Here is a 21,571-nt window from a genome sequence, read left to right as displayed (position 1 = left end):
TTATGTCTGGGCAGCGTCGGGGGGTACGGGACGCACGTTACACGCGATATCCGCTGAATGTGTCGGGGCCGGTATTCCGCCAGGCCGGACCGGGCCCTTTGTCGACATTCTCTGCCGCAGAGCGTCCGGTTCACCACCGTGACGTTCTTCCGTGATTTCGGCGTGCGGTCCGTTCATTCCGGTCCTCCCTCCATGGTCCACCAACTGACACCAACAAAACGTCGTCATGGGGTTTCACGATATCCGTGACGGCGGCAGGGCGAGTCACCTCATGAAGGAGATTCCATGGAGTTTCACAGATGCCCCAGAAATCACGCCCGAGAACTCCGTGCCGCCGCTGGGTCCGTCCTCTGCATTCCGTGCATCAGGCAGGTCGAGCGTAATCTGCGCAACCTTCCCAGTCTCTATCAGGAATGCCTGCATCACATATCACCAATATCCCGGCAGGTGTACCAGGCGAAGGTCTCCGGGAGCCGCAACAGGGATCACCTGAACATGTCCGTGCTCGACGCCCGGCACAACATCCTCGCCGTCCTGGAGGCGTGGTCGGGATACGTCGTGGAGAAGCTCGGCAAGGCCGCCCCGACGCGGTCGGTTCCGCACCTGGCGCACTTTCTGCTGCTCAACCTCGAGTGGCTCGCAGCCCAGCCGCCGGCCGCCGATCTCGCGGACGAGATCGACAGTCTCGGGCAGGAACTGCTGCGCACCATCGACCCCGGTCCGAGCGAACTCCACGTCGTCATCAGGGACTGCGTCGTGGACGACTGCACGGGGACGATCAGCACGTCGTCGCAGAGCATCGGGAGCGCTGGAAAGAGCAGTATCGGGTGCTCGTCGGGACATATCTGGGAGATGCACGAGTGGATTACTCTGCGACCGCTGATGGAGAGTCAGCGAAAGGTCGTCAACACGTGACCAAACCGCCCCGCCACAGGCTCGTTCCCACGAATGTTGCCGCCCTCGCGGCGGGCGTGTCCGAAGCAACCATCCGAAAATGGGTGAGCCGCGGAAAGATAACCCGCTACGGCACACCGGGCCGCTCGGAGTTCGATATAGACGAACTTACCGAGATAGCTTTACGGCGTCGGTCCTGACGCATTTATCGTCGTGGTTCTCGCGCAGGTCGGCGGGGTGCCTGTGGGTGTGAGCGCGGCCGTCCGATCGTGACCGTCGGTGACGACGTTCCATGATCGGACAGCCGCGCAGTCATGACGCCTATCGCCTGCCTCCGGACGGCAGGGACCGGGACAGCGCGCGGTCCGTCAGGGGGCCGGCGGCCCCGGTGTACGCCTCTGGCTCGAACAGATCGGTCAGCCGGGCATCGGAGAGCACGGCGGACGCCCGGCTGTCCTGCCGCAGGACGTCGGCCAGCAGCTCGCCGGTGCGCGCCGAGTGGGCGGACGCCTCGTTGAGCAGATCGCGTGCCTGAGCCTTGCCGAGCAGCGGGGCGAGGACGACGGCGATCCGCTCCGAGACGATCTGGCCCCCGGTGATCTGGGTGTTGGCGCGCATGCGCCACGGGTCCACCGACAGCTGGGAGACGAGCTCCACCGCCTGGTGCGCCGCGCCGCCGGCCAGCCGCAGCAGGGCGCGCAGGGGCTCCCATTCGGCGTGCCAGGCGCCGGCCGAGCGCTCGTCCTCGCTCGGCAGACAGCCCAGCACCGTCGCGGCGAGCTGCGGGGCCTGCAGGGCGGCGGACCGGATGGCCGTCGCCAGTACGGGGTTGCGCTTGTGCGGCATCGCCGAGGACGCGCCCCGGCCGCTGGGCGCCGGCTCGTGCACCTCACCGACCTCGGTCCGGGTCATCGACAGCACATCGACCGCGATCTTGCCGAGGGCGCCGCACACGAACGCGGCGGCCGTGGCCAGATCCACCACGGGCGTGCGCAGCACGTGCCAGGGCACGAGGGGGGCCGACAGCCCCAGTTCGGCCGCGAACGCCTCCGTCAGCTCCTGGACGTAGACGGCCGGTTCGGCAGCCGGCGCGAACTCGAGATATCCGGCCAGCGTGCCTGCCGCACCGCCGAGTTGGACGGGAAGCCGGCCGGCTCCCAATGCGTCCAGCTTGTCCACCGCGTCCAGCACGAGGTGGCGCCAGCCCGCCGCCTTGAGGCCGAAGGTCGTCGGCACCGCGTGCAGGGCCAGGGTGCGGCCCGCCATCAGGGTGTCCCGGTGTTCTGCGGCCAGGACGGCCAGCGCCTCCTCGACGCGTTCCAGGTCGCCGCGGATCAGCTCCAGGGCCCGCCGGGCGACCAGGACGGTCGCCGTGTCGAGGATGTCCTGGCTGGTCGAGCCGCGGTGCACATACCGGGCCGCCTCCCGGTCCTCGCTCGCTACCAGCGTGGTGAACTCCCGCACGAGCGCCACCACCGGGTTGGCGGACTCGCGCGCCTGCCGGGCCAGGGAGACCAGGTCGAGCCGGTCGGCCCGCGCGGCCTCGGTGATCACCCGCGCGGCAGCCGCGGGCACCGTGCCGAGCCGGGCCTGCGCCCGGCTCAGCGCCGCCTCGGCGTCCAGCATGGCCTGCAGCCACGCCCCGTCGCAGACCGCGGCCACGACAGGGGTGTCCGCCCAGACCGGCGACAGCAGACCCGGATCCGCCATGGACGCGAGGCCGAGCCCCGTCTCCGCGGCGAGGCTCAGGTCAGTGGACATGGGTGAGTCCCAGGGCCGCGCGCGCGATGGCGTCGGAGTCGGTGAGCGTCACCGAGTTGACGCCGGGCCGGATGCCCGCGGCCGTCACCCAGTGCACCGACTCGGTCGGCACACCGAAGGCGAAGCGCCGCGGGTGCGGCCGTCCCGCCGCGTCGACCAGGTGGAACGGCCGCTCGGTGACGGCCAGTCCGTCGGTCTCGTACGTGCCGCCGGAACGGGTGGGGATGCGGTACGTGCCGCACTGCCCGGTTTCCAGCAGGTGGCGCAGCAGCGGGTCCTCGGTGCGGCGCAGGGTGATCTCGGGCAGGCGTGCCTCGACGAGCACGTCCACCCGGACCGCGGAGCCGGGCACGAGCGGCGAACTGACGGAGTAGCCGCCCTCGCCGGCCTCGACACGCAGCTCGGGCCCGACGATGTGCAGCACACCGGCGTCGATCAGCGCGGTCATCTCCTCGACGCGGCGCGCCGGCGGGCCGATCGACAAGAACGCGTTGAGCGGGGTGTACCAGCCGTCCAGGTCGGTGCGGAACGAGTCGCCGTGCAGGCCGCCGTGGTCGACCGCGAGACGGATCTCGTTGCGCAGGTCCCGCAGGACGTCGAGGGCCGCCTTGAGCGGGCCGCTGACGTTGCCGGACTCGGCTTCCTCGACGTCCTCGCGCAGGTAGCCGAGGAGCCAGTCGGTGAAGTCCCGCGGGCTGGTGAACTCCCGGCCCCGGTAGGGGCGGGCGATCAGCTCCCAGTCCCAGCGGTACTTCTCGTCGAGGCCGTACGCGTCGAGGACGGCACGCCCCGCCTCCTTCCCCGATCCTGCCGCCAGCAGGTCGTCCTGGAGCTGCTGCGCCCGGGCGGCGTGTCCGCGCGAGGTGAACAGCGTCCGGTAGTAGACGGCCACGACCTCACGGGCGATCAGCGGCCACAGCTGTTCCCTGAAGTCGAGCCCGGAGTGCTCGTGGGTGCGGCGCAGCTCGGCGATGCGCTCGGCGGTGAGCACGAGCGGCTCGTGCCGGCCGTGCGGGCCCTTCTCGTTCTCGCCCCGGGCCTGGTACGGGATGCCGCGCCGGGACCCGGCGTAGAGCTGCGGCTCCTTGCCGGAGGGGTGGTAGACGAGCCGGCCGTCGACCGCCTCGAAGGAGCCGCCGCGGCCGGCGGTGAGCTGGGCCATGTAGTCGAAGAAGTTCAGCCCGAGCCCGCGCAGCAGCACCTTCGTGCCCGGGGCCAGCACGTCCAGGTCGACGTCGGCCGGGTTGGCCGGCTCGATGTAGGCGAGGCCCGCCTCCCGTACGCGGGAGACGAACTCCCGCTCGGCGGCGTCCGCCCGGGCCGGCAGGTGGCCCTGGCACAGGATCACCGCGTCCAGGTCCGCCAGCACGGTTCCGTCGGCGAGCACCACCAGCTGGCGGGCCGCGTCACCGGCGTCCGGGGCGTCGTCCAGGGTCACGGCGAGGGAGGCGTGCGCGGTGACGGTCACCCCGGCGGGCGCCCCCTCGACGATGCGCTGGTACACCCACGCGAGGTAGTGACCGTAGAACGCGCGGGTCGGGTAGGTGTCGGGGCCCAGCGCGCGGGCTTCTTCCACGACGTGTGCCGGGTGGGCGTCGCCGAACTCGCCCGCGACGAGGGCCACGGACCACTCGTGCAGGCTCGGCCCCGGCTCCAGGGGACCGCCCAGGTCCACGCTGGCATCGGTGAACACCGAGATCTGGCCGGCCACGGTGTTCATGAGCAGGTGACGGGACTGGTCCGTGCGCCATACCTTGCCGGGTCCCGGCGGGTAGGGGTCGACCACATGGACCTGGACGGTGGTGCCGTCCGACAGCGAGCGGGCGTTGGCGCAGAGTCGCTCGACCACCGAGAGGCCACGCGGGCCGGCGCCTATCACGCACACAGTGCGATGTGTCGTTGTCATGATTCCTGTTTCTGCCGATGTCGGGCAACGGAGCGAGGGCCGTGCGGGCGCCGCGCCGGCCGACTTGAACGCCGTGAACCAGGCAGTGGTTTCACCACTCGACCAGTGCGAATCCAGCCGACATTCCTCCGCCGAAGCCGGCCAGGAGGATCAGGTCGCCTCGCTCGAAGGCGCCCGCGCGGGCGGCTTCGTCCAAGGTGATCGGGATGGAGGCGGCACCCGTATTGCCGTAGTGCGTCAGCGAGAGATGCATGGTGGCCCGGGACAGGGCCATTTCCCCGAAGACGGTGTCGAGCATGACGCCGTTGGCCTGGTGCGGCACGAAGTGGCGGATGTCGTCGGGGACGACACCGGCCTCGTGGAGGAACTGCTTGGTCAGCCCGGGCAGATGGTCCTCGACGAAGGCGCGCACGGCGCGGCCGTCCATCGTGAAGTACTGCCGGCCGGCCTCGAGGACCGCCGGGTCGCAGGGCAGCCGGCTGCCGCCGGCCGGCACCTGGATCAGGCCCGACAGTTCGCCGAAGGTGTGCGCGCTGAGGTGCCGCACGCGCGAGCCCCGGCCGGTGCCGAGGACCATCGCGCCGGCGCCGTCCCCGAAGAGGACGACCGTCCTGCGGTCGGCCGGGTTCAGGATGCGGGAGTACACGTCGGCGCCGATGACCAGCGCGTGGCCGCCGCGCCTGGCGAGGATGCCCTCGACCGCGGCGAGCGCGAACACCTCCCCGGAGCACACGGCGTTGACGTCGAACGCCGCCGCGTCGTTCGCGCCGAGCAGGTGCTGCACATAGGCGGCGGTGGGTGGCTGGGGTGTGTCCGGCGTGGAAGTGGCGACCACGATCACGGACAACTCGTCGGCGGTGATGCCCGCCGACCGAAGCGCGGCCCGTCCCGCCGCCGCGGCCAGGTCCGAGGTGGCCTGCTCGGGGGCCGCCCAGCGGCGCTCCCGGATGGCGGTCTTGCGGATGACCCAGGCGTCGTCGACCTGTGCCGTCGCTCCGACCTCGTCGTTGGAGACGACTCGTTCCGGCACATAGGCACCCGTACCGAGGATTCCGACTTCGGTCATGCGCCTGCCTCCCCCCTCAGGTGGTCTTGACATGACAGTGCGATCGGCCGCGGCTGGGCGGCCGTCGTCGGCAAGAAACCGAACCGGGCCCCGGCATGCGGCCGGGGCCCGCGAAACCGGCAGGCGTCGTTGCCTGCCGTCTGTGCTGTCTGTGCTGTCTGCGCTGTCTGTGCAGTCCGTGTGATCCGGGCCGGCCGGGCTGATGGTTGCCGGCGGGCTCGCGGATGACGACGTTCATCGGGTCGGCGGCGCTGATGAGGGTGATCAGCGGCACCAGTGCGACCGGGGTGAGGCGCACCGAGGAGCGCGACCGGGCGGCTCGGTGGACGTGCGACGTGCCCGCGGGTCACGGGCTGTGCGACCAGCGGGTCTCAGCGGGCTTCGTAGATGCGCTTGTGTCCGCGCAGGGCCGCCAGCCGGAAGGGTCCGGTGGTCTCGGCCGGGGTGAGGTGGTCGCCGCCGTCGGCCGGGAAGGACCGCTCGTGCAGCTCGCGGTAGCGGGGGATGTCGACGGTCTTGCGCCGGCCGATCGCCTCGCGGTTGGCCTCGGTGCGCAGGTGCTCGCGGTAGCCGGGTACGACGCTCCCGGCGAAGAACTCGGCGACGCTGCCGGAGCCGTAGCTGAGGAAGCCGATGGCCCGGTCGGTCAGGTCGTCCGCCTGGTCGAGCAGGGCGGCGAGGCCCAGGTACACCGCGGCGGTGTAGCTGTTGCCGATGACGTTGTTGTAGGCCGTGGTCAGCCCGAGGTCGCGGGCGACGCGGTCCTCGTCGGTGTCGTGCCCGGTGACGTTCAGCAGGTGCCGGTGGGCCTTGTACGCCATCTTCGTGAACGGCTGGTGGTAGCAGAACGCGGCGAACTCGTCGAGCGGGCGCCCGCCCTGCTCGGTGTAGTCCTTCCAGCTGCCCTCCACCGCCTGGAGGTACGCGGTGATGGACTCCTGCCCGTCGACCAGGGCCTCGTCGCGGTAGTTGGGCCGCCAGAAGTCCATGACGTCGGCGGTGAACACGCCCGAGGGGTCCTCGATGCGCAGCAGGGCGGGGTCGGCGCTGACCAGCATGGCGACGGCCGCCGCGCCCTGGGTGGCCTCACCCGGGCTGTCCAGCTCGTACTTGGAGACGTCGCTGGCGACCACGAGGACCCGCTGCGTGGGGTCGCGGCGCACCAGGCCGATGGCGAACTGCAGGGCGGCGGTCGCCCCGTAGCAGGCCTGCTTGAGCTCCACGACGCGGCAGGCCGAGGGCAGCCCGAGCAGCGAGTGCACGTAGATGCCGGCCGACTTGGCCTGGTCGATCGACGACTCCGTCGCGAAGACGACCGTACGGATCCCGTCGCTGCCGTGCCGGGCGATGATGGGCGCGGCGGCGGCTGCGCCCAGGGTCACGATGTCCTCGTCGGCGGCGGGCACGCTCATCGACTGCTGACCGATGCCCTTGTGGTACTTGCCGATGTCGGTGCCGTTGTACTCGGCGAGTGCCGTGTGCGGCAGGACGTACTCCGTGGTGGCGAAGGACAGATCGTGAATTCCTATGGAGGAATCGCTGGCCATTTCCTTAAACACCGACCTTTGCTGTCTGGTTGTCGCGTTCCAGCTGGACGTGTGCACGCATCAGTTCGCCCGGGTTCGTCTGGGCCGCGAGCAGCGAGAGTTCACCGCACAGCACGGTCGCCGCACAGATCACGGCGAGCCTGCGGGCGTTCTCGCCGGGTTCGCGCTCCTCACGGCAGCCGAGCCGGGCCAGGTTGGTCTCCACGAAGGCGAGCCCCTTGCCGTTGCCGACCGTGCCCACGATCAGGTTGGGCAGGGTGCAGGCGAAGTAGAGGTCGCCGTCGCGGTCCTCGGCCATGACGACGCCCTGGGAGCCCTCGACGATGTTGGCCGCGTCCTGGCCGGTGGCCAGGTAGAACCCGAGCAGCATGTTCGCGAAGTGGGCGTTCGCCGAGCGGATGCCGCCGGCGAGCAGCGTGCCGAGCATGTTCTTGCGGATGTTCAGCTCGACGATCTTGGCGGCCGTGGTGTGCAGGACGTTCTCGACCACCTCACGCGGCACGAGCAGTTCCGTGACCACGTTCTTGCCGCGGCCGAGGATGCCGTTGATCGCGGTCGCCTTCTTGTCCGTGCAGTAGTTGCCGGAGATCGACCCGTAGGAGATGCCGGGGATCGTATCCAGCAGGTGCTTGAGGAGCACGTCGGAGGCGAGGGTGGCCATGTTGTGGCCGGAGGCGTCGCCGGTGCGGAACTCGAAGCGGATGAACAGCAGGTTGGCGTTGATCTCGTGGTGGATGTTGATCAGCTCGGCGAAGCGGCTGCAGGTGCGCACCACTTCCTGCAGCTCGGTGATGCGCGAGTCGATCGTCCGCGCGGCCGTCAGCGCGGTCTGCGCGTCCACTGCCTCGACCAGTACCGAACGGGTCATCCGCTCGTCCACGAGGGTGGCGACGATGCCCTTCTCGGCCAGCATGGAGACCTTCGCGCCACGGCCCACGGAGGGCCACAGCGGCGACTCGTAGGTGGCGAGCGGGACCTGGGTCTCGGTGGTGGCGACGTTCCCGGAGATGCGCAGGGGTCCCACCCAGCGCATCGGGACGCCGGCGATCGCGTGTGCCTCAGTCATCGTTGTGGTTCCTGTCGTCTCAGTGGGCGGCGTCGGAGCTGCTGGAGCGGCGGGCCAGCGGCCGTGTGTCGATGCCTCGGTCGGTGCAGAAGTCGCGCAGGTCGCCGTGGATCAGCAGATCGCAGCGGCTCAGGTCGGCGGGGGTGCGCGCGCCGAGCATGGTCTGCAGCGCGGCGAGCTGGTCCAGCCAGGCCGTCAGCAACGCGACCAGCGCGTCGACGCCGCCGTCCAGCAGCGTGCGCAGGAACTTCCCGGAGGCGCCGACGCCGGACGCGCCGAGCGCGAGGGCGCGGGCGGCGTCGAGCGGGTTGCGTACGCCGCCGGAGGCGAGGACGGGGATGCCGGCGCCCTGCGCGTCCAGCAGGCAGGCGGCGGTGGACTGTCCCCAGTCGTGGAGGTAGCCGTAGTCCGCGAGCTCACGCCGGCCGTTCTCGATGCGGGCGAAGTCCGTGCCGCCCCGGCCGCCGAGGTCCGCGACCTTCACGCCCAGCTTCTCGATCAGGTCGACGGTCTGGCGGCTCAGCCCGTTGCCGACCTCCTTGACGATCACGGGGACGTCGACGGAGGCGGCGATCTTCTCGATCTGCGGGACCCAGGAGGAGAACGACCGGTCGCCCTCCGGCATGGGCGTCTCCTGCGCCGTGTTGATGTGGATCTGCAGGGCGTTGGCCTTGATCAGGTCGATGGCGCGCTGCGCCTTCTCCACCGACGCCGTCGCGTTGACGTTGGCCATGACGAACCCGTCGGGGTTGTTCTCGCGCAGCACGCTGAAGGTGCCGGCGCAGTCGGGGTCCTTGAAGTAGGCGCTCATGGAGCCCGACGCGATGGGTACGCCGGTCTCGCGGGCGGCGATGGCCAGGTCCCGGTTGATGATGCCGGTCTTCTCGCTGCCGCCGGTCATGGCGTTGATGTACAGCGGCGCCTGCCAGGTGATGCCCGCGAACGTCGTGGCCAGGGACACGTCCTCGCGGTCGATGCCGGCCAGGGCGTGGTGGACGAACGACACCTCGTCGAACTGGTTGCGTCCGCTGTGCTCCCGGTGCTGTTCCACGGCGAGCCGGACGTGGTCGTCCTTGCGTTGTGCGATCATTCCTCGTTCCCTTCCGCGGCGGCGATCGGCAGGGGCAGCACCCCTGCCTCGGCCCACCGTTCCCGCACGTGAGCGATGTCTCGTGACGCGTCGGCGTCGAGCAGAGCGATGCCGCAGTCGCCGCCGCCCGCCCCGGAGGGCTTGGCGGCGCCGCCTACGGCTTCGGCCGCGTCGCACAGCGCCGTCAGCCTGGTCGTGAAGATTCCCAGACCGACCTCGTCATCCAGTCGAGCCAACTCCTGCCGGGCCCGCCGGATCTGGTCCAGCAGGCCCTCGCGGTCCTGCTGCTCCAGTGCGGCCACGGCGGCGCCGACGAAGTCGGTGGTGGTCTCCACGAACCTCTGGTGGGAGGCGCTGCCCCGCCAGGCCCGCCGCCGGTCCAGGTCGGAGACGAGGGCCGCGGTGGAGGCGGGGTTTCCGGTCCAGCCGACCTCCAGCGCCAGGCCCTTGGGCGCCGGCAGCCGGCGTACCGCGAAGCCCGGCCAGGGGGCGCGCAGCGCCTCCTCGACGCCCCTTCCACGGGCCAGGTCGAGCACGGCGGCCCGGTCGGGCGCCTGGTAGGTGATCCAGCCGCCCCACGTGCTGGCGGCGAGGTCACCGCCGGAGGCCCTGGGTTCGAGCGCGGCGGTGGCGAGCATGGCCAGGCGGTAGCGGTCCTCGAGCGACAGCCGAAGGCCCGCGAAGGCGGCCACGGCCGCGACGGTCGCCACGGTCACCGCGCCGCTCGACCCGAGGCCGTACTTCCTGCCGTCGTCGTGCAGGCCGCTTTCGACGCCGAGGCTGAACGCCGGTACGGGAAGGCCGCGTTCGGCCAGCAGCCGGGCCACGGTCTCGATCGCCGACACCACGTGGGCCAGGCGGGCGCGTACCCCCTGTTCGTCGTCCGTGCCGTACGGGCGGAGCCTGCCGTCTTGCCACTGCCAGCGCACGCCGCGCGGGCCGAGGTCGGAGGAGATCTCGACGCCCGCTTCGGCGGAGCCGGTCACGGTGACGGTGATGTACCGGTCGACGGCCACCAGGATCGCCGGGTTGCCGGCGTCCACCACCGCGTACTCGCCCGCGACGAACAGTTTGCCCGGCGCCCGCCGGACCACCGTGTGCTGACGGGTCATCATCCGCCCTCGGGCAGCAGGCGCGCGCCCGGCCCCGGCCCGGCGATGTGCACCTGGCCGTCTCCGACGGCGCCGCGCACGGTCTCGGCCACCCGCTCGGCGTCCGCGCGGCGGCACAGCACCTTGACGTTCGGTCCGGCGTCCATGGTCGCGTAGGCCAGGACGCCGTCCTGCCGGAGCTGGAGCACGCTGTCGAGCACGGTGAGCGTGGGCGCCGACAGGTAGCGCACCGCCGGGCGCGCCGCCAGCATCGTCGCGTGCATGCCGAGCGCGTTGCGCTCCGCGATCTCGCCGACCGCTTCGAGGTCGCCGGCGAGCAGCGCCGCGCGCATCTCGGTCAGGTCGTCCTTGCTGGAGACGGCCCACGGCTCGTACAGCGGCGAGGTCTCGACGGTGCGGCGCATGGCCGCGCGGCTGGAGACGGCCTTCGGGCCGGCGTTGACGACCGCGATGACCAGCGCGGGGTCGAGGTCGGCCGCGGGCACGGGCTCGGCGTAGGAGCTGAGGTCCGCCTCGGCGGGTGTGCCGGTCCCGGCGTGCCACATCGCGAAGCCGCCGAAGACGGAGCGCGAGGCCGACCCGGATCCGCGCCGGGCCAGGCGCGAGAGCCCGGTGGCGTCGAGGTCGAGCCCGTAGGCCGCGGCGGCGGCGAGTGCGAGGGCGGCGAACCCGCTCGCGGAGGACGCCAGGCCCGCGCCGGTGGGCACGGTGTTCACGGTGTCCACGACGGCCCGCTCGGAGGCCCCGGCCGTCTCCCGCACCAGCTCCAGGAAGCCGGCGACGCGGCGCAGTGCCTCGCCCTCGGCGGGCACGCCGTTGAGGGTCACTGCGTCCTGCCCGGCCCCGGGGGCGAGGCGGACGGTGGTGGTCGTCGGGAAGATGTCCAGGGTCATCGACAGGCTGTCGGTGCGCGGCAGGAGAAGTTGTTCGTCGCGCTTGCCCCAGTACTTGATCAGCGCAATGTTCGGGTGCGCGACGGCGGTGACACCTGCCGCGGTGTCCCCCTCGCGCGGTCGCACCAGCGTGGTTCGCGTCTCAGCGCGCATGCCCGGCAAGCCCCTTCTGCGGTAGCACCCATGTCTGTACGGCGCCGGCCGCGTGCAGCCGGCGCGTGGCCTCGCGGGCCTGTTCCGGCTGGGCCAGCGCGATCACGCAGCCGCCCAGACCGCCTCCGGTGATCTTGGCGCCGAGGCTGCCTGCCGCGCGTGCGGCCTCGACCAGCGCGTCGATCCGGTCGGTGCTGATGCCGACCTCGCTGAGCAGCTCGTGACAGTCGTTCATACGGGCCCCGGCGTCGGCCAGCTTGCCGTCGGCGAGGGCCTGCGCGACCTCGTCGGTCAGCTGCGTGGCACGGCCCACGAAGTTCTCCCGCGCGCCCTCCTGGCGCTCGAAGCCCGCGCGCAGCATGTCGACGGCTTCCTTGGTGCTGCCCGCTTCGCCGCTGTCCGCGAGGATGAACAGGGCGTCGCAGCCGATGCTCAGCTCCTCGGCCTCGCCGGCCTGGAAGCGCAGCGGGACGGTCGCACCGACCGAGCGGGCGTCGACACCGCTGGCCTTGCCGTGCGCGACGTTCTCGGCGAACTGCACCAGGTCGAAGACCGCCTTCTCGGTCACCTCGCGGCCGTAGAGGTCGGCGAGGGCGAGGACGACCGCGCGCGCACAGGCCGCGCTGGAGCCGAGTCCCCGGCCGGGCGGGATCGCCGCGTCGATGATCACGTCGAGGTGGCGGCTGTCGGTCACGCCGGAGGCGGACTTGAACTCGGTGATGAGACGGCGCAGTCCTTCGGAGGCCTGGGTGACCACCGGGCCCCACGCGGAGCCGGTCATCGTGAAGGACACGTCGCCGCCGTCGTCGGGGGTGTCGGACCATCCGGCGGTGGCCGTGACCGTCAGCTGCGGAACCGGAAGGGCGAGTGCCGGAGCCCCGTAGACGACCGCGTGCTCCCCGAGCAAAATGGCCTTGGCGTGGGCGCGGCCCACGCCGACGGAGCGGGCCCCGTGGCCTTCTGATACCCCCTCAGCTGAGGCCGGTAGAGTCAACACGCTCAGCTCCCCATGTCGTTTCTGCATTGAGATCGCAACTCCCGCGTTCTGGGAGGGAATGAAGCAGGACATCAGATCCAGGACTCCCTGAACTTGATCTGTAACTCGCGTCAGTCTCCCCGCCGATGCGCCTGTCGTGGAGCCGTTTGGCGTGTTGTCCCGCCTTCGGGTCGCGTTCTACGAGGCCTCGGCATCCGGCCGCCCGCCCACAACAAGGCACCGCCCCCGGGGAGGTGTCCGGGGGCGGTGCGGGTCGCGTCGTTCAGACGCGGTTCAGGAGGCGGCGGCAGCGGAGGGCCGGGCGCCTGCCTGCTCGGCGGTGGCCGCTTCGGACACGGCGTCGCGCATCTCGGTGGCCACCCCCTTCTGCAGCACCGCCAGGACGACCAGGCCCATGAAGGCGAGGATGCCGGCGGCGATGCGGAACGCCAGCGCGTAACCGTCGGTCTGCGCGACCTGCGCGAGGGTGCCGTCCTCGATGTGGTGCTTGACGTAGCGGAAGGCGAAGGGGACCAGGGTGGCCAGGCCGAGCGCCGCGCCGATCTGCTGCATGGCGGTCTGGACGCCGGAGGCCAGGCCCGAGTCCGCGCCGGTGACGTCGTGCAGCGCGCCGTTGATCAGGGCCGGGTAGCCGAGGGCGTTGAAGAAGCCGAACACCATCAGGCCAGGCATGAACCCGCTGACGTAGGAGGCCGTGGGGTCGAGACCGGCAGCGACGATGAGCAGGGCCCCCGAGCAGCCGAAGACGGCGATGCTCATGACGCCCTTGACGCCGATGCGCGGCATCAGGACGGTGGCCAGACCCGCGCCGAAGATCATCGTGACGGTGAGCGGGATGTAGGACAGGCCCGTCTTCATCGGGGACCAGTGGTGCACCTGCTGGACGTACAGGGTGAGCAGGAAGGCGTAGACGTGGAACGACCCGATCATGGTCAGGCTGACGAAGTTGGTCGTCACGCGGGTGCGGTTGTTGAAGAACCGCAGGGGGATCATCGGGTCCGCAACGCGGGCCTCCCACGCGATCATGAGGAGCAGCAGGGCGATGCCGCCGAACAGCGGCAGCAGCACGTGCCCGGAGCCCCACGAGTGCTCGGCGGCCTGGAGCAGGCCGTAGACGATCGAGACGAGGCCGCCGGTGGCGGTGGCCGCACCGACCGCGTCGATCCGGCGCCGGCCGGGCATCCTGCTCTCGTCCATCACGCGCGGCACCATGATCAGCGCGATGATCGCGACGGGTATGTTGATGAAGAAGACCCAGCGCCAGCTGATCGTGTCGGTGAAGGTGCCGCCGAGGACGGAGCCGACCGCGCCGGACAGCGCCGACAGACCGCCCCACATGCCGAGCGCCTTCGCCCGCTCCTTGTTGTCCGGGAACAGGACGGGGATCAGGCCGAGCGCCGCCGGTCCGGCGAACGCCTCACCCAGGCCCTGGACGAAGCGGGCGCTGACCAGCATCCAGGAGTGGGTCGCGGAGCCGCAGACGGCCGACGCGACACCGAACACCAGCACACCGGTCATGAACATGCGCCGACGGCCGAAAATGTCGGCGAGACGCCCGCCCAGCAGCAGGAAGCCGCCCGCCACCAGCACGTAGGCGTTGACCACCCAGGCCAGGTTCTCGTACGAGAAGTGCAGGTTGGTCTGGATCTTGGGGAGCGCGACGTTCACCACGGTTATGTCCATGACGAGCATGAACTGCATTGCCGCAAGGACAGTCAGCGCCAGCCAACGCCGCGGGTCGCCGCCGGCGACGCCGTCCGCCCCGTCTCGTGAATCCTTGGCCACGGTACTCATTGCCTTGGTGGTTCCTCCGGGTCATCAGCGGCCGATGAGGACCACCGGGCGGGCGTGCCCGCCCGGCGTGCCGGTCGCACAGGGATACGCATGTCTGCAGTACGACGAAGCGGTTCCCCGGGATGTGACATGACCGCGGATGATCAGTTGCCGGCGTTGCCATCACGACGCACAGCAGCCGGGTCGTGGGGGCGAACCATGCAGAGAACCCCGCATGGGAGCGGGGTCTTTGAGGGTTTCTCAACTCAGATGCTGTGGGGATGGATTCCCCCGCCGACTCCAGCCTGGGCGAGGCGGCGAAGTCGAACCGTCGGCGGCGAGGGGCCTGTGCCGTCGGCATTTGGGCAGGGGAGGCGTGCAGATATAGTGACACGGGCGGCGCCTTGGCAGCAAGAGCACCCGAAAGTGCTGTAGCCCGCCTCACACCAGAAGCGGCAGCGCTCCGGCCTGTACGTTGCCGTACGTCCAGGCGGTGGACGAGGCGCGCGAGGTCGCCAAACAGATCGAGGCGGACGGTGGCATGGCCGTCGCCCCGAACGGTGATGTCCACGTCACCAACAACACCCCGGGTGCCATGATCTCCATCAGCTCCTGCAACTGCCCGGTGCGCAAGGCGGCCAGGAATCGGTCCACCACGGCCTGCTGCTCCGACCGGCTCACCTGCATCCGTGGTCGGCGGGCCGCCACATGCTCGCGAGCCCGCCGCGCTGTCTTCGTGCCTGTTTGCATTCCCACACTCCTCGGACTCGAGGCCGCGGGGCCCCTCAAGGTCTGACTGCGCGGCCCGGTGGTCTGCCCCTGCGGGCCTGTTGGAGCGCAGATGCTGAGCCGTCCGTTGGGCGATCACGTGTCGATCGTCCGGACCGAGGCGTGTGTGTGACCACGATGACCTTCGGCTCACGGGAGTTTGTGCTCGCTGTCCTGAAGGAGAGTCATGCGGTTTCGCGTGCTGGGATCTGTGGTCGCCGCGGTTGTGGTAGCGAGCGGGGTCGCCGGTTCCGCGACGGCTCAGGTCGGGACGTTTCCGGCCGGAGATGGGCCGCGGCTGACGCGAACGACCGGTGCGAACGCGGGCCCGGGCCCGGCGTCCGTGCGTGTCTGCCCGGAGACGCACGATCCTGACCGGGCGTTTTGCCTGGCGATGGCCCGTACCGATGTGCCCGCGAGGCGGGTCCTTGGGCCGGGCGAGCAACCGGCCGGATACGGCCCGAGGGACATCCAGAGCGCCTACGAGCTGCCCCGCGGCGGCGGAGGGCGGACGGTCGCGATCACCATCCCCTTTCATGATCCGAACCTGGAGAGTGATCTGGCCGTCTACCGCCGCCAGTTCCACCTGCCGCCGTGTACGAGGGTCAGCGGATGCCTGCGTGTGATCAACCAGCGCGGTGGACCCACGCCCCCGTCCGTCACCGACCCGGGTTGGGCGCTCGAAGAGTCGATCGATGTGGACGCGGTCAGCGCGGCCTGCCCGTCCTGCAGGATCCTTGTCGTCGAGGCTGACGACAGCCACCTCCTCAACCTGTTGTCCGCAGTCGACCAGGCCGTCGCCCAGGGTGCGAAGTTCGTCTCCAACAGTTGGGCCCTCACTGAGGGCCCGAACGAGGGTGTGTTCGACCATCACTTCCGCGACCATCCCGGGGTCGTCTTCGCCTTCGGCTCGGGCGATATCGGAGGCCAGACGGTCTACCCTTCGGCTTCCCCCTACGTCACCTCGGTGGGCGGTACCACGCTGATCCCTGCACACAATCGCCGCGGCTGGGCCGAAAGCGCCTGGGCCCACGGCGGAGCCGGCTGCTCTGCTTTCGAACCCAAGCCGCCCTTCCAGCACGATTCCTTCTGCCCCAGCAACCGCACCACCGTCGATGTCTCCGCACTCGCGGATCCCGACCCCGGTTTCGCGGTGTACGACACGATCCCTGTCAGCGGCCGCTCCGGCTGGCTGGTCACCGGCGGCACCAGCCTCTCCGGCCCGCTGATCGCCGGCATCTACGCCCTGGCCGGCACGCCCGCCCCGGGCACCTACCCGAACTCCTACCCGTACGCACAACCCCAGTACTTCCACGACATCGTCACCGGATGCGCCGGCTCCTTCTGCGCAGGCCCGGGATACGACCCACCCACCGGCATCGGCACCCCCGACGGCGTCCGCGGCCTGCGAGCCCCCGGGACGTGGGGACTCGGCGACGCAGACCCGGGGTCGGTCGCCTGGCCGAAGTGAGCAACCGACCCGGGTGACCCGCTGGGCGGCGTCCGCGGGCCTCTTGGTGGTGTTCACGGGTATCGAGCAGCTGGAGCTGGACTATTGATGCGCCGATTGGTGTTTCCGTTCCGCCTGCTCCCAAGGAAACCGCAGGTGGCCTCGGTCGGCATTGGAACGGATCCGCCAGTTGTTGGCGCGGTCGGCGCTGTGTTGCTAGGGCTCGTTCGCGAGGTGGTGGTGTGTGGCGGTGAGGAGTCGGGCGATTCTGAGCGGGGTGCAGAGTGCGGCGGGTCCGTTGGCAACGAAGCCAGCCCTCTTGTCACCGAATCCAGCCGTCCATGGCAATGCCAGGCATTCACTCGTCCGTCGTTGCCCGGCGGCGCGGGGCGTGGTGGCGGCGGTGGTAGGAGAGGGTGACGGCAGCAAGTAGCGGGCCCCAGAGGATCAACGGCTGGTAGAGCATGCCGACGAAGAGGTGCCCGGCGCGCGTCATGTCGGTGTGCGGGTATGTCCACCACCATGGGACATTGGCCCAGAGCAGGGTCAGCGCGATTGCCCCGAAAGCGGCAGGGATGACGGCGGCCATGGGACGGACTCTTCGCCCTCCGATCAGAGGTATCCAGCGCGGCACGATCTCACCCCACGGCCGAACCAGACCGATCGTCAGGAAGGCACCCAGCTCGCAGATCACGCTGAGTGTCAGCATCCACACCTTTGCCCCTGTCGTCTCGAAGCCGGCGAAGCCCGCCTTGCTGTAACCCGCCGGGTATCCGAGCACCAGGGCGATGCGCCACAGACTGCTCGGCAGGACCACCAGCGTGGTCAGATGCGCGGCCCAGATCGCCCAACGAGGGGCTGGCGCCGGGGGTGTGACAACAGTGGATGGGTTGGGCTGAATGCTCATGCAGGCCATCTTCACGCGCTGCGCAGCGCGTTTTATCGGCCTGCGTGGCTGTCTCGGGTAGCCACGCGGCACGAGACTTGGACGACGTGATCAACCGCGTGGGGGACCACCCGTCATCCTCTGAGGCGATGGGCTCGGCGACTACGTCCGTGCTTCCCCAACGCTCCGCCCCGGCGACTGGGTTCGTTGGCAAACAGGCTGGAATCATTGGCAACGGACACGGGTGTGTCGTCGACCGATGTGCCTGCACAGTGGTGTGCTTCCTGACCTGGGGCTTTGCAGATTGGCTGGTCGGGATCCTGCTTGGTGTTGTGCCGGAGCGGTGGTCTTCTCCCAGGGCTTGCGCTGATCGGCAGCCAACGGCAACGCGAGACGGATCTGGGTGTGGGCGACGATGACGAGCCAGGTCCACCGGTCCGCCGACCTCTGCCGGGACCGCGCCTGTCGCGGAGGACCACAGCCAGACCGGTGGCGCGTCGCGGTCGCCGGGAAGGTGGTCGACCTTGAGTCGGCTCAACATCCCCTCGACCAATAGGAGTTCGCCGTCCAGATCGATCCAGGCCGAGCGGTGGGTGAGCCGGGGGTACACCCGGTCCCACGCACGGGCCTCGGCCTTGCCGTAGCAGGGCGTGCCGTTTACGGTCTCCGCCTTCGCCAGGCGGAACTCCGGTCCGTGCTTCGACTGGCGGTCGCATCACGTCGTAGCCGGCGTCCATCACGACCAGGATGTCCCGGTCACTGCCGCGCCACTGGCCGGCGGCGATGAGGCGCTCGATCGCCTGCCGCAGCTGGGCGGCGGTGACGGCCGCGGCGTCGTCCTCGGGACCGAGCCGGCGAGCGTCCAGCACGGCGGTCCACGAGGTGCGGTCCGGGGCCGGCGCGGCGACGACCGAGTACGGCCAGCCGGGGATCATCTGCGCGGCCGACCGGGAGCGGCCGTGCACGTGGCAGAACAACCGCTGCGGCGAACACGCCGCGTCCGAGCGCAGCCACGGGGAGACGTCCACGGTCACCACAAGCCGCCCGCCGAAGCGCGGAAGCGACACTGATACCAGCAGGTCATGCAGCCGATCCACGTCGAGACGGCCGTGATTGAGCGCGGCGTACAGGGAGCCGTAGCCACGGCGGTGTTCAGCGGTCAGCGACAGCTCCACCGGTGTCTTCACCGGCCCGTCCGCGCACAGCAATACGTCCGACAGATCGAAGAACGCATCCGCCCGAGCGGCTGGAATTCTCGGGAGTCCATCATCGCCGGACGGCGTTTGTCGAGTCCGCGCGCAGAAGCTCTGTAATCAGGCGGAACGAAACCCCGCGCTGACTCGGAAGCAATCGGATTGATCAGCAAGATGTTAGACGTCCGGTCGCCGGCGCGAGGTTCTGGCACGCCCGTTGTCGATGCATCATTCGGTGGCAGTCACCCGGTCGCCCAGGGCCGATCAGGCGTAATGCCGTCTAGCCTCGCCGTGTTGGGCAGTCGTACAGCAGCTCCTCTCCAGTACGCTCTGGTTCGCTGAGTTCTCGAAATCTGCTGGTGAACTGTGTACTTCCTTCCATGGAGGGGCTGGCGAAAATGCCCGCGTTTCAAGTGCTGAAAGGCACCTCCCTGTGCCTGGCAACCGGTATTTTTGGGTGCCTGAGTGGCACCCCCGGGATCACTCAAGAGCCGACGCGCTCGGACATTCCGTGCTACGCCGCTCCATGCTTGCTCCCTCAAACACCCCCAGCCTTGCGTAACACCGGCCTCCCCCCGTGGGGCGATCCCACCCTCCTGCCGGGCGCGGAAGGGAAGAAAGTGCTGGTGGTCGGAGATTCCTGGGGGATGGCTACGGCCTCCGGGATTGCCACGGCCTTTGCCGGAAAGGGGCAAGTCACGGATGCCGCGAGAGGCGGCTGCGGGATCCGCGTTCGGCATTCCGTAAGTTGTCCGAACTGGAAGACCGAGTGGCCCAAACTGATGAACAAGGTGCGTCCGGACGCGGTTCTGATGAGTGTCCAGATGGACGCGCTGCCACAGCCGGTCGACCCGGGCGGGAAGTCGGTGTCGATTCTCGACGACAAAGCGAGAAAGCAGTTCGTCACCAGTCTCGACAAGGCCATCCGGATCCTCTCCCAAAGGCGGACCCCGGTGTACCTGCTCGGATGGCCTGGCACGCATTACCCGGGCTCGGTGACGGTCGCATACTCCGGGATTCTTCTGGAATTCAGTAAGAAGTATCCCAGGGTGCATCACCTGGATACCCACCACCAGCTCTGCAACGATTTGAATCAATGCCCGAAAGAGATCTCCGGGATTCCCGTCTACGGCCCCAGTCACCTCAGTAAGCAATCTGAACTGCGCCTTGGGAATTGGATTCTCAATTCCATGTTCCATGCGGGCGCATTGCATGGAAAATAATCGAGAAGAAAGGAGTCTGTGGAAATGAATGGCGTGAAGGTCATGCGAGCGGCAGGCCCGGGGCTATTGGCGGCCACTTTGCTGGCGCTGCTGCCGGCGCCCGCGCACGCGGCGGACGGGGACTTCTCCTGGAGCACCTCCGGAGTGGGTGCGCTGGACGGAGTGCTGTCCTCCCCGAAGTCGGGCCGCTGTTACTCCCTGGTCGGGAACAACGCTCCATTCTACGCATCGAACAACACGGACCGGACGGTTCGTTCGTACCCGTCCAGCGGTTGTCGGGGCAAAGTCCAGAGCACCATCGGTCCCGGCGAGTTTGGGCACGTCTTCAAGTACGTGAAGTTCGATTAGCGCGGGGGATTCGGACCCACATCGGCCACCCGCCAGCCGGTCTTCTTGGGCTGGCGGGGAGGTCTGCGATCTGCTGGACGGTGAACAGAGCCAAGGCCAAGCGGGACCCCTGATGGCAGTGTTGATCTTCTGCCTGTCACGGGTCCCGTTTCGTTTGTGCTCTTCCTGTGGCCTTGGCTCAAGATGTATGCGCCAAAGCCCCAGCACTACTGAAACTTCACGTACTTGTAGACGTGCCCCACGCCACCAGGCTCGATGGTGCTCCGGACTGCGCCTCCACACCCGCTGGACTGATACGAACGCACCGTCCAGCCGGTGTAGTTCGACGCATAGAACGGAGGGTTGTCCCCCCTTAGGGAGTAACAGCGACCCGACACCGGGGAAGACAGCACTCCGTCCTGCGCACCCAGTCCGGAGGTACTCCAGTAGAAGTCCCCGTCAGCCGCATGCGCGGGCGCCGGCAGCAGCGCCAGCAGAGCGGCCGCCAGTAGTCCCGGGCCTGCCGCTCGCACGACCTTCACGTCAATCATTTCCCACTCCAGCCTCTTCGGGTATTTTCCATGCGCGCCATCTGCCGATGAAACATCGAATTGAGAATCCAATTCCCGAGGCGTGCTTTGGTTTCCTTGCTGCAGTGCACGTTGGTGCCGTAGACGGGCACCCCGGAAATCTTCCTCGGGCATTGATTCAAATCATTGCAGAGCTGGTGGAAGATATCCAGGTAATGCACCCCGGGATACTTCTTGCTAAATTCTAGAAGAATCCCGGACAACAAGACCGCAATCGAGCCCGGGGTATGCGCAAAGGTAGACCCGAAGACGTAGACCGGGGTGTGCCTCTGGGAGAGGATTCGGATGGCCCGGTCAAGATTGACGACAAACCTCCTCCGTGCCTCGTCGTCGCGAATCGTCACCTGCTTCCCACCCGGGTCGATCTGCTGCTCGGCCGCATCCCACTGGACGCTCAGCAGAACCGCGTCCGGACGCACCTTGTTCATCAGGGCAGGCCATTCGACCTCCCAGTTCGGACAATGTCGGTTCGGCAGCGGATTGATCGGCTTACGGATCCCACAGGCGAGTGCAGAGGCATCCTTGACTCGCCCCTTTCCGGCAAAGGCCGTGGCAATCCCGGAAGCCGCATCCCGCGCCCAGGAGTCTCCGACAACCAGCACCTTCTTCCCTTCCGTACCCGGCAGGAGGGCTGGATCCCCCCACGGGGGTAGGCCGGTATTGCGCAGGGATGGAGATCTTTCAGGGAACGAGCACGGAGCGGCATAGCAAGGAAGATCCGGGCGTGCCGGTTTGAGTTCTTGAATAACCCCGGAGGCCCCACTCGGCCACCCCGAAATACTGCCCGCCAGGAACAGGGAAACACCTTTCAGTGCTTGACCTACAGGCATTATCGCCAATCCCTCCGGACGAAGACAGTACGCAGCTCATCAGCAG

15 protein-coding genes and 3 pseudogenes are annotated in these 21,571 nt (G+C 69.1%); 4 read left to right on the top strand and 14 right to left on the bottom strand.

Going from position 1 to position 21,571, the window contains the following annotated elements:
* The first annotated feature begins 495 nt into the window (after positions 1–495).
* On the top strand, positions 496–915 hold the full coding sequence (locus tag ACWD35_RS38375) for a hypothetical protein (RefSeq protein WP_451355996.1): 420 nt from the start codon (positions 496–498) through the stop codon (positions 913–915).
* A gap of 300 nt (positions 916–1,215) precedes the next feature.
* Here the strand turns inward: ACWD35_RS38375 and pcaB are convergent, their stop codons facing one another.
* From pcaB to ACWD35_RS38320, 11 genes and pseudogenes are all read right to left on the bottom strand, one after another.
* On the bottom strand, positions 1,216–2,655 hold the full coding sequence (gene pcaB, locus ACWD35_RS38370) for a 3-carboxy-cis,cis-muconate cycloisomerase (protein ID WP_451355995.1): 1,440 nt from the start codon (positions 2,653–2,655) through the stop codon (positions 1,216–1,218).
* Positions 2,645–4,561, bottom strand: coding sequence for an FAD/NAD(P)-binding protein (locus ACWD35_RS38365; protein WP_451355994.1), 1,917 nt, complete (start codon positions 4,559–4,561; stop codon positions 2,645–2,647). The genes pcaB and ACWD35_RS38365 overlap by 11 nt, the downstream gene beginning before the upstream one ends.
* A gap of 91 nt (positions 4,562–4,652) precedes the next feature.
* Positions 4,653–5,627, bottom strand: a complete 975-nt coding sequence (locus tag ACWD35_RS38360) for a 3-oxoacyl-ACP synthase III family protein (RefSeq protein WP_451355993.1) — start codon at positions 5,625–5,627, stop codon at positions 4,653–4,655.
* Between the two features lie 371 nt (positions 5,628–5,998).
* Positions 5,999–7,174, bottom strand: a complete 1,176-nt coding sequence (locus ACWD35_RS38355) for a hydroxymethylglutaryl-CoA synthase (protein WP_451355992.1) — start codon at positions 7,172–7,174, stop codon at positions 5,999–6,001.
* Between the two features lie 4 nt (positions 7,175–7,178).
* Complete coding sequence (locus tag ACWD35_RS38350) at positions 7,179–8,240, bottom strand: hydroxymethylglutaryl-CoA reductase (protein WP_451356003.1); 1,062 nt, start codon at positions 8,238–8,240, stop codon at positions 7,179–7,181.
* Positions 8,241–9,330: pseudogene (gene fni, locus ACWD35_RS38345) on the bottom strand (type 2 isopentenyl-diphosphate Delta-isomerase); the annotation flags it as partial.
* Entirely contained in the window at positions 9,327–10,442 is a 1,116-nt protein-coding gene (locus ACWD35_RS38340) for a phosphomevalonate kinase (protein ID WP_451355991.1), read from the bottom strand. The pseudogene fni and the gene ACWD35_RS38340, both read right to left, overlap by 4 nt.
* Positions 10,442–11,488: a diphosphomevalonate decarboxylase gene (mvaD, locus tag ACWD35_RS38335; RefSeq protein WP_451355990.1), complete on the bottom strand. Its 1,047-nt coding sequence runs from the start codon at positions 11,486–11,488 to the stop codon at positions 10,442–10,444. The genes ACWD35_RS38340 and mvaD overlap by 1 nt, the downstream gene beginning before the upstream one ends.
* The gene (gene mvk, locus ACWD35_RS38330; RefSeq protein ID WP_451355989.1) at positions 11,478–12,422 is read right to left on the bottom strand and encodes a mevalonate kinase; all 945 of its coding nucleotides are present in this window, start codon (positions 12,420–12,422) and stop codon (positions 11,478–11,480) included. Before mvk ends, mvaD begins: the two co-directional genes overlap by 11 nt.
* A gap of 336 nt (positions 12,423–12,758) precedes the next feature.
* Positions 12,759–14,279 carry an MFS transporter gene (locus ACWD35_RS38325; protein ID WP_451355988.1) on the bottom strand — a complete coding sequence of 507 codons (1,521 nt, stop codon included), beginning with the start codon at positions 14,277–14,279 and terminating at the stop codon, positions 12,759–12,761.
* Between the two features lie 549 nt (positions 14,280–14,828).
* Positions 14,829–14,993 (bottom strand): annotated as a pseudogene (locus ACWD35_RS38320) (RNA polymerase subunit sigma-24); the annotation flags it as partial.
* 427 nt (positions 14,994–15,420) lie between these two features.
* Here ACWD35_RS38320 and ACWD35_RS38315 point away from each other — a divergent pair.
* Complete coding sequence (locus ACWD35_RS38315; protein ID WP_451355987.1) at positions 15,421–16,497, top strand: S53 family peptidase; 1,077 nt, start codon at positions 15,421–15,423, stop codon at positions 16,495–16,497.
* A gap of 337 nt (positions 16,498–16,834) precedes the next feature.
* On the opposite strand, the gene ACWD35_RS38310 is transcribed toward ACWD35_RS38315, so the two are convergent.
* Positions 16,835–17,383 carry a hypothetical protein gene (locus ACWD35_RS38310; RefSeq protein ID WP_451355986.1) on the bottom strand — a complete coding sequence of 183 codons (549 nt, stop codon included), beginning with the start codon at positions 17,381–17,383 and terminating at the stop codon, positions 16,835–16,837.
* 315 nt (positions 17,384–17,698) lie between these two features.
* Positions 17,699–18,615 (bottom strand): annotated as a pseudogene (locus ACWD35_RS38305) (transposase); the annotation flags it as partial.
* A 320-nt stretch (positions 18,616–18,935) separates the two neighbouring features.
* On the opposite strand from ACWD35_RS38305, the gene ACWD35_RS38300 reads away from it, so the two are divergent.
* Together ACWD35_RS38300 and ACWD35_RS38295 are read left to right on the top strand one after the other, a co-directional pair.
* Positions 18,936–19,778 (top strand): DUF459 domain-containing protein, encoded by an 843-nt coding sequence (locus ACWD35_RS38300; protein WP_451355985.1) that lies wholly within the window; start codon positions 18,936–18,938, stop codon positions 19,776–19,778.
* A 24-nt stretch (positions 19,779–19,802) separates the two neighbouring features.
* Complete coding sequence (locus tag ACWD35_RS38295) at positions 19,803–20,126, top strand: hypothetical protein (RefSeq protein WP_451355984.1); 324 nt, start codon at positions 19,803–19,805, stop codon at positions 20,124–20,126.
* 526 nt (positions 20,127–20,652) lie between these two features.
* Here the strand turns inward: ACWD35_RS38295 and ACWD35_RS38290 are convergent.
* On the bottom strand, positions 20,653–21,525 hold the full coding sequence (locus ACWD35_RS38290; protein ID WP_451355983.1) for an SGNH hydrolase domain-containing protein: 873 nt from the start codon (positions 21,523–21,525) through the stop codon (positions 20,653–20,655).
* Positions 21,526–21,571 lie beyond the last annotated feature (46 nt).

The sequence above is a fragment of the Streptomyces sp. NPDC002671 genome (genome assembly GCF_053592475.1).
This window is presented reverse-complemented; position numbering and strand designations above follow the sequence as displayed.

Excerpts from the sequence above, each read along its gene's own strand:
- ACWD35_RS38375 (WP_451355996.1), top strand. The coding sequence starts at position 496 with ATGTCCGTGCTCGACGCCCGGCACAACATCCTCGCCGTCCTGGAGGCG.
- pcaB (WP_451355995.1), bottom strand. The coding sequence starts at position 2,655 with ATGTCCACTGACCTGAGCCTCGCCGCGGAGACGGGGCTCGGCCTCGCG.
- ACWD35_RS38365 (WP_451355994.1), bottom strand. The coding sequence starts at position 4,561 with ATGACAACGACACATCGCACTGTGTGCGTGATAGGCGCCGGCCCGCGT.
- ACWD35_RS38360 (WP_451355993.1), bottom strand. The coding sequence starts at position 5,627 with ATGACCGAAGTCGGAATCCTCGGTACGGGTGCCTATGTGCCGGAACGA.
- ACWD35_RS38355 (WP_451355992.1), bottom strand. The coding sequence starts at position 7,174 with ATGGCCAGCGATTCCTCCATAGGAATTCACGATCTGTCCTTCGCCACC.
- ACWD35_RS38350 (WP_451356003.1), bottom strand. The coding sequence starts at position 8,240 with ATGACTGAGGCACACGCGATCGCCGGCGTCCCGATGCGCTGGGTGGGA.
- ACWD35_RS38340 (WP_451355991.1), bottom strand. The coding sequence starts at position 10,442 with ATGACCCGTCAGCACACGGTGGTCCGGCGGGCGCCGGGCAAACTGTTC.
- mvaD (WP_451355990.1), bottom strand. The coding sequence starts at position 11,488 with ATGCGCGCTGAGACGCGAACCACGCTGGTGCGACCGCGCGAGGGGGAC.
- ACWD35_RS38325 (WP_451355988.1), bottom strand. The coding sequence starts at position 14,279 with ATGAGTACCGTGGCCAAGGATTCACGAGACGGGGCGGACGGCGTCGCC.
- ACWD35_RS38315 (WP_451355987.1), top strand. The coding sequence starts at position 15,421 with ATGGCCCGTACCGATGTGCCCGCGAGGCGGGTCCTTGGGCCGGGCGAG.
- ACWD35_RS38310 (WP_451355986.1), bottom strand. The coding sequence starts at position 17,383 with ATGAGCATTCAGCCCAACCCATCCACTGTTGTCACACCCCCGGCGCCA.
- ACWD35_RS38300 (WP_451355985.1), top strand. The coding sequence starts at position 18,936 with ATGGAGGGGCTGGCGAAAATGCCCGCGTTTCAAGTGCTGAAAGGCACC.
- ACWD35_RS38295 (WP_451355984.1), top strand. The coding sequence starts at position 19,803 with ATGAATGGCGTGAAGGTCATGCGAGCGGCAGGCCCGGGGCTATTGGCG.
- ACWD35_RS38290 (WP_451355983.1), bottom strand. The coding sequence starts at position 21,525 with ATGCCTGTAGGTCAAGCACTGAAAGGTGTTTCCCTGTTCCTGGCGGGC.